Annotated in this window: 12 protein-coding genes; 3 read left to right on the plus strand and 9 right to left on the minus strand. The window is 34.0% G+C overall.

The genetic code is table 11. The features are described from left to right. Window positions 1–280: 280 nt before the first annotated feature. Together DCO46_RS19705 and DCO46_RS19710 are read right to left on the minus strand one after the other, a co-directional pair. Complete coding sequence (locus DCO46_RS19705; protein ID WP_116754197.1) at window positions 281–2,731, minus strand: outer membrane beta-barrel family protein; 2,451 nt, start codon at window positions 2,729–2,731, stop codon at window positions 281–283. 93 nt (window positions 2,732–2,824) lie between these two features. Further along, on the minus strand, window positions 2,825–3,169 hold the full coding sequence (locus tag DCO46_RS19710; protein ID WP_116754198.1) for an arsenate reductase family protein: 345 nt from the start codon (window positions 3,167–3,169) through the stop codon (window positions 2,825–2,827). A gap of 116 nt (window positions 3,170–3,285) precedes the next feature. On the opposite strand from DCO46_RS19710, the gene DCO46_RS19715 reads away from it, so the two are divergent. Further along, window positions 3,286–4,215 carry a CPBP family intramembrane glutamic endopeptidase gene (locus tag DCO46_RS19715; RefSeq protein WP_116754199.1) on the plus strand — a complete coding sequence of 310 codons (930 nt, stop codon included), beginning with the start codon at window positions 3,286–3,288 and terminating at the stop codon, window positions 4,213–4,215. A gap of 11 nt (window positions 4,216–4,226) precedes the next feature. Beyond that, window positions 4,227–5,270: an AMP-binding protein gene (locus tag DCO46_RS19720; protein ID WP_116754200.1), complete on the plus strand. Its 1,044-nt coding sequence runs from the start codon at window positions 4,227–4,229 to the stop codon at window positions 5,268–5,270. Between the two features lie 84 nt (window positions 5,271–5,354). Here the strand turns inward: DCO46_RS19720 and DCO46_RS19725 are convergent, their stop codons facing one another. From DCO46_RS19725 to DCO46_RS19735, 3 genes are all read right to left on the minus strand, one after another. After that, window positions 5,355–6,569 carry an RsmB/NOP family class I SAM-dependent RNA methyltransferase gene (locus tag DCO46_RS19725; RefSeq protein WP_116754201.1) on the minus strand — a complete coding sequence of 405 codons (1,215 nt, stop codon included), beginning with the start codon at window positions 6,567–6,569 and terminating at the stop codon, window positions 5,355–5,357. 144 nt (window positions 6,570–6,713) lie between these two features. Then, the gene (locus tag DCO46_RS19730; RefSeq protein ID WP_116754202.1) at window positions 6,714–8,681 is read right to left on the minus strand and encodes a KUP/HAK/KT family potassium transporter; all 1,968 of its coding nucleotides are present in this window, start codon (window positions 8,679–8,681) and stop codon (window positions 6,714–6,716) included. A 131-nt stretch (window positions 8,682–8,812) separates the two neighbouring features. Then, a complete protein-coding gene (locus DCO46_RS19735) occupies window positions 8,813–10,180 on the minus strand; it encodes a hypothetical protein (RefSeq protein ID WP_116754203.1) in 1,368 nt (455 codons plus the stop codon). A 236-nt stretch (window positions 10,181–10,416) separates the two neighbouring features. Here DCO46_RS19735 and DCO46_RS19740 point away from each other — a divergent pair, with 236 nt between their 5' ends. Then, window positions 10,417–11,478: a sialidase family protein gene (locus DCO46_RS19740; RefSeq protein WP_116754204.1), complete on the plus strand. Its 1,062-nt coding sequence runs from the start codon at window positions 10,417–10,419 to the stop codon at window positions 11,476–11,478. 71 nt (window positions 11,479–11,549) lie between these two features. Here DCO46_RS19740 and DCO46_RS19745 read toward each other — a convergent pair whose 3' ends face one another. The 4 genes from DCO46_RS19745 to DCO46_RS19760 form a co-directional block, all read right to left on the minus strand. Continuing rightward, window positions 11,550–12,008, minus strand: a complete 459-nt coding sequence (locus DCO46_RS19745; RefSeq protein ID WP_116754205.1) for a sensor of ECF-type sigma factor — start codon at window positions 12,006–12,008, stop codon at window positions 11,550–11,552. A gap of 16 nt (window positions 12,009–12,024) precedes the next feature. Further along, a complete protein-coding gene (locus tag DCO46_RS19750) occupies window positions 12,025–12,438 on the minus strand; it encodes a hypothetical protein (RefSeq protein WP_116754206.1) in 414 nt (137 codons plus the stop codon). Window positions 12,439–12,468: 30 nt separating this feature from the next. Beyond that, entirely contained in the window at window positions 12,469–13,011 is a 543-nt protein-coding gene (locus DCO46_RS19755) for an RNA polymerase sigma factor (protein ID WP_116754207.1), read from the minus strand. 67 nt (window positions 13,012–13,078) lie between these two features. Next, complete coding sequence (locus tag DCO46_RS19760) at window positions 13,079–14,296, minus strand: SRPBCC family protein (protein WP_116754208.1); 1,218 nt, start codon at window positions 14,294–14,296, stop codon at window positions 13,079–13,081. Window positions 14,297–14,399 lie beyond the last annotated feature (103 nt).

Here is a 14,399-nt window from a genome sequence, read left to right on the forward strand (position 1 = left end):
GGTTTTGGGTGAAGTTTTTCTTAGTTGGTGTGTGATACTAATGGGGTATCGGAGCAAGCTGGGAAAATGTCCAAAAAAAAAGAGGTAAAAAAAAAAAAACATGACAATCAAGTTAATTTTAAATTGAATTCAATAAAAAGGATCCGTTTACGGGTCCTTTTTTTATGCAAATCCAAAAGAGAAAGTCCAATAAAAAAAATTCCAAATCCCAATCTTCAAACCTGATTTCAAGTCTTACTAATTGGAATTTGGAATTTTAAATATTGAAATTTAATATATATTATCCCGGAAATTCTCCGCCTCCATCATTTCCTCCTTCATTTTTAGGAGCGGCATTTTTATCTCTTTCGCTTTTTGGTTTATTGAAACGGTATGTAAACGATAAATTGAACTGGCGTTTACGAAATTGCATTTCACCATAAGACGCCTGGTTTTCAAGATAAGTATATGATTTCATGATTCTTGAATTGAAAACATCGCTGATATTGAACGCAACTGTTGCTTTGTCTTTTAAAATATCTTTACTAAAAGCAGTGTTCATTCCAAACTGACCAAGGTTTTTTCCCTGTGCTGTTTTTTGTTCACCATTGTACATAGCCGTTAGTTGCCAGTCAATTTTGTATGGTAAAGTTAGCTTAGAGTTGATTCTTGCAAACCATGAATTAGCTTTATTATCAAGATCCTGAACAACTGTATTTCCATCAGCATCTGTATAACTATTTTCTCCTGTTGTTTGTACATTGAAGAAATTAAAATTACTATTTACTTTCCACCATTTAAACGGAGTGTAGTTTAACGTAAATTCAAAACCGAATTTTTGTTCTTTACCTAAATTAATAGGCTTGCTTACAATTACCGGAATTCCGTCTACATTTTTTCCATTTGGAGATCTTACAAAACTAAAAACATCTTTAGTGTCTTCAAAATAAGCAGATGTATTGAATGTTAATTTGTCCCAGCGTTTGATGTAACCAATATCATATTTGTCTGTCAAAGAAGGGTCTAAATCCGGATTTCCCTGAAAAATATTAATATTACTGGAATAATTTACAGCAGGATTCATAAAACGCCCTCTTGGTCTTGATAAACGCTTGCTATAACTTGCGGTAAAATTACTCTGATCTGAAATTTCGTAGCTAATAAAAGCACTTGGAAATAAGTTGTTATACTTTTTGGTATTAAACTCATTAGTGTCCAAAAGATTTACCTGAATGTTGGTGTCTTCCCAACGCAGTCCAAATAAATAAGAGAATTTGTTTACTTTAAAACCATACTGGGTATAAAGCGCATTTATATTCTCTTTATATTCTAAAGTATTTGATAAATCAGTAAGCAAGGCACCTTGTGGGTCAAGAACATAATATTCATTATTTAAATCACCAAAACTTCCTTTATATCCGGCTTCAAACTGACTTCCTTCGCTTATTGGCAAAACATAATCTGCCTGCAGCTGAACTTGTTTCTGAACCTGATCATTTAAAGTGCTGTTATAGTTTTCTGACCCGGAAATAAAACTATTACTGTCATCCGTATTTCTTGAAATAGAAGCATCAACGGTAAGTTTATGGCCTTTGTCGTTGAAGTTTTTTATTAAATTCGACGTATATTCAACATTTTGACTGCCGGTATCTCCATCATTTAATCGATACGTTGAACCTGTGAAAATACGATTGGCATCAAAATTATTGTAATTGATTAAATCACGATCTTCACCGGTATTTTTTTGATAATTGATCGCATTGGTCCAAAATGTAGTTGGAGTAATTGACCACTCAATTCCGGCTCTTCCGTTAAAACCATCTCTGGTTCTTTTGGTGTCACGATCTTCATCCAAATAACGTTTGGTTGAACCGTCTTCATTAAAATATTCGGAATTCGTTAAACCCTGACCCTCGTTTGTTCTATAGTTGTAACCGGCAGAAGTAAAGTAGTTTAGTTTTTCTGTTTTATAATTTAAATTGGCACTTAAACCATATGTTTCAGGAAGTCCTGTTGAAGCAATAAAGGTTCCGTTGAAACCCTGGTTTTTACCTTTTTTCAGAATAATGTTAATTAAACCAGAACCTCCCTCAGCATCATAACGTGCAGACGGATTGGTAATTACTTCCACTTTATCAATAGCATCCGCAGGGAGCTGACGCAATGCTTCTGCAACGTTTATTGCGTTTGAAGGCCTTCCGTCAATCAAAATCCTGATATTGTCACTTCCTCTTAAGCTTACATTTCCTTCAGTATCAACAGAAACAGACGGTACATTGTCAAGAACATCACTAACTGTTCCGCCTTTTACCATCATATCCTGGCCAACATTGTATACTTTTTTGTCCAGTTTTATTTCTACTGTCGATTTTTCGGCGCGTACTACAACTTCATTTAACTGGGCTGCATCTTCAGATAGATTTACAACGCCAAGATTAGTGTCATTTTCAATCGTTTTTTGTTTTATTTCAATGGGTTTAAATGAAATAAATTCGATTTTAATATCGTAGACCCCCGGAGCTACGGCAATGTCAAATTCTCCTTTTGGATTGGTAATTCCTCCGGCAATAACTTTTGTATCATTAAGGGCCGTTATCGAAATTGTAGCATACTCCAAAGGCTGCTTGCTTATTTTTTCGAAAACTTTTCCGGTGACTTTTACCTTGTTGCCCCCTGCAGGCGGCTGTTGTGCGTAATTGTAAAAACTTGTAAGTAGCAATACAAGAATTACGGCAAATTTGATTTGTTTCATTGTTTTTTTTGGCTTTTACCTTTTTAGATACCAAAGTTAGGTTTTGGTTTAATCGGCAAAGTCACAAAAAAATGTTAACACCTCTCTTTATAATCAGTCTAAAAAAGAAGCTACAAGATCTAAATCCCTGCCAATAATAGCTTTTCCGTCTTTTACCACAATTGGACGTTCAATTAGAATGGGATGATCCACCATTGCCTGAATAGTGGCATCGTCCGTCAGGGATTTTCCTTTATAATTATCAATCCATATTTTCCCTTTGGTTCGTATTAACTGAAGAGGCTGTAAGTTAAGTTTGGTAAGCAATGATTTTAAATCCTCAAAAGAAGGTGTTTCGGTTAAATACGGAATGATTTTGTAATCTTGTTTTGATTCTTCTACAAATGCCAGGCAACTTCTGGATTTTCCGCATCTTGGATTGTGGTAAATTTCTATCATTTTGTTTTTTTAGTTTTTATAAAGAGGGTTAAAGTAAAAAAATCGGTATTTTAGCAATACCAAAAATAAGATTTACTTATTAAACTGAATTCTCAATTTTTTAATTTTTTACATATATGTTTTTAGAACAAGGAATCAAACCCGAAAATAAATTCTGGAAATATCTTATTGGGTCCGTTTTTATAATTGTAGCTTCGTTTATTGGTCAGATTCCCTTTTCCATTGCTGTTCTTTACAAAACATTTGGCTCAAAAAATTTTCCGGCTGATAATGATGCCGCGCTCAAGATATTTCAACCCAACCTTACTTTATTTTTGGTGATGATCTCTTTTGCCTTTGCTTTTGCAGGAATTTATTTTGTTGTAAAGCATCTTCATAATCAAACCCTTTTGTCTATAACGACATCTCGTAAAAAAGTAGATTGGGGCCGTGTGGCATTTTCCTTTATTTTATGGTCGCTTTTTTCCATAATAAGTTTTTTGGTGTTTTATTTTAAATCGCCTGAAAATTTTGTGTGGAATTTTAAACTGATCCCCTTTTTGATCTTAGTTGTTTTAGGCTCAGTGCTAATACCAATTCAGACCAGTACTGAAGAATACGTTTTTAGAGGCTATCTGATGCAGGGATTTGCCAATTTGAGTAAAAACCGATGGTTCCCATTACTAATGACCTCTTTGATTTTTGGCTCTCTCCATGTATTTAATCCCGAAGTTATAAAAATGGGATATGTAATCATGGTTTATTATATAGGAACAGGCTTGTTTTTAGGCGTACTAACCCTTATGGATGAAGGAATGGAACTGTCACTAGGTTTTCATGCAGCCAATAACCTTATTGGGGCTTTGCTGGTGACGTCAGATTGGTCTGTTTTTCAGACACATTCTATTTTTAAGGATATGTCTGAGCCATCAGCCGGCTTAGATGTTATTTTGCCTGTTGTGGTCATTTACCCGATTTTGCTTTTTATTTTTACTAAAAAGTATGGCTGGAAAAACTGGAAAGAAAAATTGACAGGCAATATTGATACTGTAGAACCATCACATTAAAAAAGACTATCATGTTGGAGTTAACACATAAAAACGTTCACAATTATTTTAAAATAAACGGATATCACTTGAATGCCCTGGACCTGAGCCGCATTGCTTATAGTTATATCAAAGAAGGCGATGCAAACGAACAGGCGATAGGTGAATTTTTACTGGACTGGTTTGATGATAAAGAATATATCGAAATGAGAACCTCCGGAACAACAGGACTCCCGAAAAGAGTTCAGTTGCAAAAACGTGCCATGATTCACTCAGCATTATCTACAGGAGATTTTTTTGAGTTAGAACCCGGAAATAAAGCATTGCTTTGTTTACCTGTTCAATTTATTGCGGGAAAAATGATGTTGGTAAGAAGTTTAATTCTGGGGCTTGATCTGGATATTGTTGCGCCAAGCACAGAACCTTTGGCTTTAAACACAACACAATATGATTTTGTTGCAATGGTTCCGTTACAGGTTCAAAACTCAATTGAAGCTCTTAAAAATGTCAAAAAGCTAATTGTCGGCGGAGCAAAAATGGATGCTGCCCTGGAAGAAAAAGTGCTCCCTCTGATAAAAACAGCAGTTTATGAAACGTATGGTATGACAGAAACCATTACACATATTGCTGCAAGAAGAGTTGGTGAAAATGTATTTACAGTTTTACCAAATGTAAAAATTGTGCAGGACGACCGCGGATGCCTGGTGATTACGGTTCCGTACATTTCGGATGAACCCGTTGTGACCAATGATCTGGTTGAAATAATAAGAGAAAATCAATTTATATTTTTAGGAAGAATCGATAATGTTATCAATAGTGGAGGAGTAAAGCTAATCCCGGAACAAATAGAAGCCAAACTGATTGATAAAATAAGTGCCAGATTTTTTGTAACCGGCATTCCTGATTCTGTTTTGGGAGAAAAATTAATCTTGGTTATAGAAGGAGAAAAACAGGATTTTGCCCCTGATTTTTTTGATTTTTTAGGGAAATTTGAAAAACCGAAAGAAATTGTTTTTGTTCCTAAATTCAAAGAAAATGAAAACGGAAAGTTATTGCGTAAACCAAGTTTGCTTTAAGGAACCAGGATCCCAAATAAAAAATTCCAAATTCCAATTGTAAAGTTGGAATTTGGAATTTAGAATTTTTGAAATTTATTCTTTTTAAGCTTTTCTTTCCAATAGTGCCATATAAAAACCGTCGAAACCTGATTCTGAAGCCAGTATTTTACGATCTTGTACAAATGTAAATTGCTTGCCAATTTCTGTTTTTAAGAATTTTTCAACCTGTTCCTGATTTTCAGATGGTAACACAGAACAAGTTGCATACACTAATTTTCCTCCCGGTTTTACAATTTTAGAATAACTTTCTAAAACTTCTGCCTGAACTTTACGAATGTTGTCAATGAATTCCGGTTGCAATTTCCATTTGGCATCAGGATTTCTTTTTAAAACTCCCAAACCACTACAAGGCGCATCAATTAAAACTCTGTCCGCTTTTTCGTGTAATTTTTTAATGACTTTGGTGGTGTCAATAATACGATATTCAATATTGAAAGCTCCGTTTCTTTTTGCTCTTAATTTTAACTGCTTCAATTTGCTTTCATACAAATCCATTGCAATCAATTGTCCTTTGTTTTCCATTAAAGAAGCAATATGCAATGTTTTTCCGCCTGCTCCGGCACATGTATCCACAACACGCATTCCCGGTTTTACATCCAGATAACCTGCAACCAATTGTGAATTGGCATCCTGAACTTCAAATAAACCTTGTTTAAAAGCATCTGTTAAAAATACATTTGCTCTTTCTTTTAAAACTAAAGCCTCAGGCTGATCTTTTAAATATTCTGTTTCAATATTCAAATCCATCAGTGTATTTCTCAGTTTTTCCTTAGTTCCTTTTAGTGTATTGGTTCTAAGAATAACTTTTGCCGGCTGATTTTGAGCTGCAATTTCCTTTGCCCAGACTTTTTCACCTAATTCCTTAACTCCCAATTCATCCATCCAGTCCGGAATAGATTCTTTTAGAGCCCTAACTTTAGAAAGTTCGTCAAAACGGCCTTTTATTTTTCTTTCAGGAGTTCCTTCCAATTGTCTCCAGTCCGGAATTGGATATCCTCTTAAAACTGCCCATACTGCAAACATTCTCCATAAATTGTCTCTGTCAAAAGGTTCTTTAACTTCGGCAATTTCTGCATATAATCTTTTCCAGCGAACAATTTCGTATATCGTTTCAGCAACAAACTTCCTGTCAGAACTTCCCCAACGTTTGTCTTTTTTTAATGCTCTTGCTACCACTTTGTCTGCATATTCTCCTTCATTGAAGATAGCATTCAAAGAATCAATGGTAGTATAAACTAAATTTCTGTGTAATCTCATTTTAATTATTTGATTTGCAAAGGTACTATTAATTGATTGAAAGTTAAATTTTTAATTTTGATTGTTATTTTTACTTTCATTTAAAAGAAAAAACACTCAATTAAATTTTAAAAGAGTGTTTTCTGAAGTTATTTTTGAAATGACTTATTTTATAATTCTCGTCAATCCAATATTTTCCGGAGCATGAAGCACCATTGGGAATTTCTCTATTTTTACCGAACTGCTGTCTAAACCAAAAGCTCTTTCTTCAGACAAACTTAATTTCTTGATAAAGAAGTAAGAGTTCATAATAATATTTTCGTGCCATCTTAAATCATTATCATTCGAAAGGAATTTTTCAGATAAAACAAATTTAAAATCTCCAATAATATTGTTTTTGTTTAATGATTCGTAACGGCTGGTAATATCCACTTCGCCATTTTTCACCATGTCGCGAATTACTTCCTTGAACATTAGGTTGATTTTGGTAGGCTCTCTGAATCCTAAATTAAAATCGATCCTGTAAATGTCGTCTTTTGCAATTTCGGTAACTTTATATTGCGTTTTATACGGTTCAGTAAGTATGTTTACATGCACAAACCAGTAGATATCAGCTCTCTTTGGCCTTTTTTGCAAAATAGAATACATTACTTTTTGTTCTAATTCATCTACACGTCCTGCATTGGTCATATAAACCAAATGGGTTGCATATTTTGGAATAGACAGATCTTCACTCAATTCCATTAAAACCTTTTTATAATCTTCAATTTTGACAACTTTGGTGTAGTTTTTATTGATTTTCTTAGCCAGGAACCAAATCGTCATAACCGAAATAAGGATTATGGCAATAATAAGCGTTACATATCCGCCTTCGGCAAATTTGGTAATATTGGCAATTAAGAAACTAAATTCGATCAGTAAATAAATCGTAATAAGCGGTACCATAAAATACAATTTGACACGTTTCATGATCAAATAGTAATTCAATAAAATGGTCGTCATGATCATGCACAAAATAATGGCAAGACCATACGCATGCTCCATGTTTCCAGATTTTTTGAAGTGCAGTACGATACCCACACAACCAAAGAACAATAGCCAGTTTATTGATGGAATGTATAATTGTCCTTTTACTTCCGTCGGATATTTGATTTTTACTTTTGGCCAGAAATTCAAACGCATTGCCTCATTTATCAGCGTAAATGAGCCACTAATTAAAGCCTGCGAAGCAATTACCGCTGCCAGTGTTGCGACCACAATTCCGAAAGGAAGAAACCAGTGCGGCATAATTAAATAGAAAGGATTATCTCCTCCTAGTTCATGTAGTGTGTTTCCTTCGTGAGTTATTAAATAAGCAGCTTGTCCAAAATAGTTTAAGACCAAAGTCGTTTTTACAAAAATCCAGCTTATTCTGATGTTTTTTCGTCCACAATGCCCCATGTCTGAGTATAAAGCTTCAGCTCCTGTTGTACATAAAAAGACGAAACCAAGAACAAAAAAACCATCCGGATGAATCGATAATAAATGATAGGCGTAATAAGGGTTTATCGCTTTTATTACTTCTGGATGATGTAAAATCTGCACCACTCCAAGTGTTCCTAACATTGTAAACCAAATCAGCATCATTGGGGCGAAAAATTTCCCAACGAGTTTGGTTCCGAATTGCTGAATTGTGAATAAAACAAACAGAATTCCAATAACAATATAGACAATTGTCTGTGTTTCCATTGCCGGATAAAATGCCCGGATTCCTTCTACAGCAGATGAAATTGAGATAGGCGGGGTAATGATACCGTCAGCAAGAAGTGCACTTCCTCCAATAATGGCGGGCACAATGAGCCACTGTATTTTTGTTTTTTTTACTAAAGCATACAAGGCAAAAATCCCTCCTTCGCCATGGTTATCAGCGCTTAAGGTTATGAGGACATATTTTATTGTGGTCTGTAAAGTCAATGTCCAAAAGACACAGGAAATACCTCCTAAAACAATATCTGCATTTATTGTGTGGTCACCAAGAATGGCTTTCATTACATATAATGGAGAAGTACCAATATCCCCATAAATAATTCCTAATGTGATTAATAACCCCCCAATAGACAACTTACTATGTAAGTTTTTGTGCGATGCGCTCATATGTGTTTTTAATAAAAGACGGTTGCAAATTTACTGTTTTAAAACAAATTAGAAGCAATTATAATTAAAAAGATAAAAAAAAGCACAATCCCCAAATTGTGCTTTTAGTTTTAATAAAAATTGAAATGTAGTTAACCTCTTCGTCCGCCACCTCTAGATGGAGAACTACTTTCTCTTTGAGGCTGACTGCTTCTTGACTCCTGTTGGCTTGCTCTCGGTGATTCAGATCTCTGAGGAGCTTCATACCTTGGAGTTTCAGATCTCTGAGGTGCTTCGGATCTTTGTGGAGCTTCATATCTTGGAGCTTCAGATCTCTGAGAAGCCTGAGGTCTTGAACTGGTCGCTCTGCTTTCTGAATTCCCTCTGTTTTCTGAGTAAGTTCTTGGAGCTTCTGTTCTTTGTACAGGAGCTGTTCTGTTTGAGTTTGCTCTGTTATCAGAATATCCTCTTGAGGATTCTGTTTGTGGAGTTGAAGAAGTTCTGTTTGAATATCCTCTGTTCTGAACATTCCCTCTTGGATTATTAGAATCATTGTCACCGGCATTTCTTCTGACTACTTCTCTTTGTGTATTATTAGCTCTGACAGGATTTACAGTTTTTGTATTATTTCTGTCTGAATTTACACGATTTGAGTTGTAACTTCTGTCTGAAGTTGTTCGGTTAACTGTTGAATTTCTGTTAGCATTAGAAGAAACCCTTCCTGAATTTGATCTGTTGCTATTGTAAACATTCTGATTTCTGTTAGTTTCTCTGCTTGCAACACGTCTTTGATCTAATTCATATCTGTTGCTGGTGTTTGTATGTCTTTGTGCAAAACTGTAGTTCGGACGTCTGGTTTCGTAGCCATAAGTACGTCTTGTCTGATAGATAGCAGGTGCTCTGTAACTTCTTCTTGTATTTACATAGTTATATTGGTTGTTTACATTGATGTAAACATTAATATTGTTTCTGTATCTGTAGATAGGATAAGGTCTCCATGCTGTATAATATGATGGATAGTAACCCCAATTCCAGGTTGAATAATAAGGTCTGTAATTTGTTACCCAAAATGAAGTATAGATTACCGGAGTTATATTATAAACAGGCTCATAGATATAATTGTCTCCATACAGATATGAATTACCTACAACCTGAACAACAACTTTATTAGCGTTATCTCTTTCAATATCAATTGTTGCAATATCCTGATAAACATCACGATCAAGAACAGCCTGAATAATTACAACGTGAGTTCTGTCTTCAACAGATTCGATTACACGTAAATAATCAACCTCACCGTCATCATTTAAGTCCAGGTTAGATATTTGATATTTTGGATCATTCAGTCTTCTTTCAAAATCCTGAAGGTTGGCAGATTCACCAAACATAGAGGCAACTGCTCTAAGATCCAGGTTATCACTTATATCTGAATTTTTTGCGTAAACAGTAGCTTGACTTTGTGCAGCACAAGAACCAAAAACTAATGCAACAAGCGCTATTAAAAGTAGTTTCGTTTTCATGATTAAATCATTATTAAGATTAATATTCTGAGATATCCAATTACTGTGCCATAATTTGATTCTAATTATTTCTGTTTTGTAAAGTGCTTATTTGTAGTTGTTTAATTTGTGTTTAAGGTTTTTTGATAATGTTTACACAATAAATGACTGCTAAAATTTTTATTTCTTAAAAAAAGCAAAACTTATTTGAGATATTATAAATAATTGTATTTTAGCATTAACCAAAACCTAATTATATGAAAAAAGTTATACTATTTTGTAGTGCTTTTATTTTGTTTGTGTCTTTTACGACATTTAATAATACCACTAAGAAGGTAGTCAGCGGTGGTTTTACATCAATAAAGATAGATACCTTATTCCAGGATAAAATTAGCATAAGAGCAATTTTAATCGATAAAAATAAGGTTTGGTATGGTGGTGATAATTCCCGTTTTGGATATTTTGACTTAGATAAAAAGGAAAAATTTGAAGAACATATTTATCGTGATACCTTAAAATTAGAGTTCAGGAGCATTGCTCAGACTTCGAAAGATATTTTTTTACTGAGCGTAGGAAATCCTGCATTACTTTATTCCGTTTCTAAAAAAGACAACAAATTTAAATTAGTCTATAAAGAAGTTAATTCAAAAGTTTTTTATGACAGTATGCAGTTTTGGAACGATAAAGAAGGAATTGCAATTGGTGATCCGACAGAAGATACTTTTTCTATGATTATTACCCGTGACGGTGGTGAAACATGGACCAAAATGCTTTCAGATAAATTGCCTACAAATGCTGTTGGTGAAGCTGCTTTTGCTGCCAGCAATACCAATATAGTGATAAGTGGAAATGATACATGGCTGGTTTCGGGAGGAAAGAAAGCACGCGTTTTTTATTCGCCTGATAAAGCAAAAACATGGAAAGTAGTAGAAACTCCTATTGTTCAGGGAAAACCAATGACGGGTATTTTTACAGCTGATTTTTATGATTCTAAACATGGGTTTATTGCCGGAGGAGATTATGAAAATCCGGATAAAAAATCAGATAATAAAGCTTTTACAACTGATGGTGGTAAAACATGGCAATTGATAGGCCAGAACCTTGGGTTTGGTTATGCCTCATGTGTGCAATATGTACCCGGAGGAAATGGCAAAGAAATTATCTGTGTAGGTTCAGAAGGAATACAATATTCTCAGAATGGCGGAGAGAACTGGATGCAGTTGTCTACAGATTCAAAACTTTTTACTATTCGTTTTGTCAACAGAAATACTGCAATTGCTGCCGGTCACAATAAAATAGTCCGACTTAATTTTAAATAAAATAATAAGAACCCTAAATAATAAAGTAAGTATTATTATATAGGGTTCTTATCGCTGTTGTTTCTTTTTGTTTAGCTTTTACCGGCCTTCTCTCTGTACTGTTTCAATAATTTTCGATTAAAATCATCTTCTGATTTTTTGAGTTTCAGTATTTTTTTAGATGAAAGTACCTTTTTTAGGCTGGCCATATATTTTTCCCGCAGAAGATATAATTCTTTATCAGTACTTTCTATTTGTGAAAGAAGCGTACAGGCTTCTTTTTCAGAAAGGGAATTGATGTTATCATCATCCAGTTTACGCAAATACGTTTTCATTTTCTCATGGCGCAATTCAAATTGCTTGTCATCATAAGCATTATAAATCGGCCAGAATTTCTCTGCTTCCGTAGAAGTCAGTTCCAGTTCAGTTGTCAAAAATGAAACCTTAAAAGCTTCGATTTTTTCGCGTTTTTCATCAGTTTTGTCATTTTGTGCATAGAATGAAAAACTAACAAAAAATAAAAGTACCGGAAGTATATTTTTGATTTTCATGTTGTGAGTTTTTATTTTATTCTGAAATTAAATTTTCAATATTTGGATTAGAAGAAAGAATATCTTCAAGTGTTTCCTGTTCTAAAGCAACGTTGTTATTAAGAGATTCAATATCTTTTGTATCAAGCTGGTTAATCAAATCATATTGATTAAGATTCGACTGATAAGCCAGATAAGTTTCTAAAGTATTGGCATCAAAATCTTTTGATGTATTGTTGTAATTGTTTACAACAGGAATCATTAATGCAATGAAAACTACTGCAGCCGCAAGCATTGCCAGTACCTTTTTACGTTTGTAAAAAGGAATAACTTTTACCTCTCTTTCATTAATCTGATTTAAAACTTTTGTCGAAAAATCATTAAAATAATTTTCGGGAGTTTTAAACCCGGGCGTTATCTTCGGTTCGTTTTCTAATTTAAATTCTTTCATGTCTATAAGATATATTTTATAACAAAAGGTTTAATTTGATGTAACATATAATTCGATTTTTTTTACCGCATGGTGATAAGATGCTTTTAAAGCTCCTACAGAAGTTCCCAGAATTTCTGCAATTTCTTCATATTTTAACTCCTCAAAATATTTCATCTTAAAAACCAATTGCTGTTTTTCAGGCAATGTCACTATTGCTTTCTGAAGCTTAATCTGAATTTCGTCTCCATCAAAATATACATCGGCTTTTAGATTATCAATGGTTTTGTTTTGTAAAGCCTCTGATGTAATTCCGTTTAGTTTGGCTTTTTGATTCAGGAAAGTAAGTGCTTCATTGGTTGCAATGCGATACATCCATGAAAAGAGTTTACTTTCTCCTTTAAAATTTTTTAAATATTGAAAAATTTTTACAAAAGTGTTCTGAAGGACATCATCTGCATCATCATGATTCAAAACAATGTTTCGAATATGAGAATACAATGGCCTTTGATAATCGGACAAGAGTTTTTGAAACGCTGTGTTTTGCGTTTTTGGATTTAATAATTGTGCTATAAATTCCTTCTCGTCTGTCAAGCTTTATGATTTATATCTTGTTAGAATGAATTTAGAACAAAAGGTTTAATTTGCCTTCGTTATTTTTTTAGAACTCAGACTCTTCTTCTGTAGGTTTTGCTGTTTCGGGCTTAGTAGCGGCAGGTTTTGTAGCAGCGGGTTTGTTTGCAGCTGGCTTAGCAACTGTTGGTTTTGTTGTGGTAGTAGCTGCTGGCTGTTGTGGTGTTTCACCTTCTTCCGGCTGTTGATTATAAACAGGGGCAGTTACAGCAGGAGTCACAACTTCTTTAGATTTTACCGGAAAATAAATTTCAGTCATTAGTTTTGACGGACTCTTTACATCTAATTTACTAAGTACTAAGATTTCTAAATGAGACCATGTCAGTTCCGGAGTAATTTTTCCGTTGTTTATATAAGCTTTTGTTTTTGTAATTGCTTCGGTGGTGTGTGAATAATCACCCGTAAGGGTTGTTTTTACAGCCTCAAAACCATTTAATTTTCCGGCCAGAATATCGCTTCCGGCACTTATCGAAATCTCTTTGTTTATAGGTAAACAAATTGATATTTTGGCTAAACCGCTTGCTGTATCATAAGTATGATAAATAATAAAAGGTTTACCGTTGGCATGAAGACCATTTGCTTTGCTGAAATTTATAAGCTTAGGCACTACAACACGCGCATTTTTATTTACTTTTTGGATTTCACTTGTAAAAGTCAGTTTGATATATGGAGTTTCGGTCTTTCTTACCACTCCGTTAACTTTAATAGTGTAGGTCTTAGTCTCGTAATCTAAATTTTTATCAATATTTACAAGGCTTTTTTCATACACAGTTCCTATTACATTATCAGATCCTCCATTTAATGCGGTATAGATTTTAAACAAAAAACTCATCGTTCCCTTAGCCTTCCAGGTCACTTTTGTCTTTCCGGCCAAAGTATCTTTAAAAGTCCAGTTTACATCCGCCTCAGTTCCGTCAAAATTTATTTTTTGATGAATATTTTCACCGTCTTTTGCGTTTAAGGTAATAATGTTCCCATTTCCTTCGGTACCTTCCCATGAAAACGAAGCCCCGTTTCCGATTGTTTTGTTTGGATATGATATTTTAATCGTCGGATCTTCTGCAACCCAGGATTCAAAATCTTCAGCATTTCTTAAATCATTTACATAGTTGTAAACTGTGTTTTTTGGCGAATTGATCACTTTACTTCTTTCTATAGAGAAATTTCCTTTTTGTGTAGCAACAAAAACAGTAAGGGCAACTAGGCTTAATAACGATAAAAGAAACAGATATTTTAAAATCTTCATTTGGTAGGTTGTTTGGTGTCGTAAAGTTATAAATTTATTACTTGTATTCTGAACAGCATAAACTAAAACAATACGTTTTGATTATATTTTTTTAAATCTTTGT

Source organism: Flavobacterium sp. HTF (assembly GCF_003105115.1).
In the GTDB taxonomy this organism is placed as follows: Bacteria; Bacteroidota; Bacteroidia; order Flavobacteriales; family Flavobacteriaceae; genus Flavobacterium.

Excerpts from the sequence above, each read along its gene's own strand:
- DCO46_RS19750 (WP_116754206.1), bottom strand. The coding sequence starts at position 12,438 with ATGAAAGAATTTAAATTAGAAAACGAACCGAAGATAACGCCCGGGTTT.
- DCO46_RS19760 (WP_116754208.1), bottom strand. The coding sequence starts at position 14,296 with ATGAAGATTTTAAAATATCTGTTTCTTTTATCGTTATTAAGCCTAGTT.
- DCO46_RS19745 (WP_116754205.1), bottom strand. The coding sequence starts at position 12,008 with ATGAAAATCAAAAATATACTTCCGGTACTTTTATTTTTTGTTAGTTTT.
- DCO46_RS19715 (WP_116754199.1), top strand. The coding sequence starts at position 3,286 with ATGTTTTTAGAACAAGGAATCAAACCCGAAAATAAATTCTGGAAATAT.
- DCO46_RS19725 (WP_116754201.1), bottom strand. The coding sequence starts at position 6,569 with ATGAGATTACACAGAAATTTAGTTTATACTACCATTGATTCTTTGAAT.
- DCO46_RS19710 (WP_116754198.1), bottom strand. The coding sequence starts at position 3,169 with ATGATAGAAATTTACCACAATCCAAGATGCGGAAAATCCAGAAGTTGC.
- DCO46_RS19735 (WP_116754203.1), bottom strand. The coding sequence starts at position 10,180 with ATGAAAACGAAACTACTTTTAATAGCGCTTGTTGCATTAGTTTTTGGT.
- DCO46_RS19705 (WP_116754197.1), bottom strand. The coding sequence starts at position 2,731 with ATGAAACAAATCAAATTTGCCGTAATTCTTGTATTGCTACTTACAAGT.
- DCO46_RS19740 (WP_116754204.1), top strand. The coding sequence starts at position 10,417 with ATGAAAAAAGTTATACTATTTTGTAGTGCTTTTATTTTGTTTGTGTCT.
- DCO46_RS19730 (WP_116754202.1), bottom strand. The coding sequence starts at position 8,681 with ATGAGCGCATCGCACAAAAACTTACATAGTAAGTTGTCTATTGGGGGG.
- DCO46_RS19720 (WP_116754200.1), top strand. The coding sequence starts at position 4,227 with ATGTTGGAGTTAACACATAAAAACGTTCACAATTATTTTAAAATAAAC.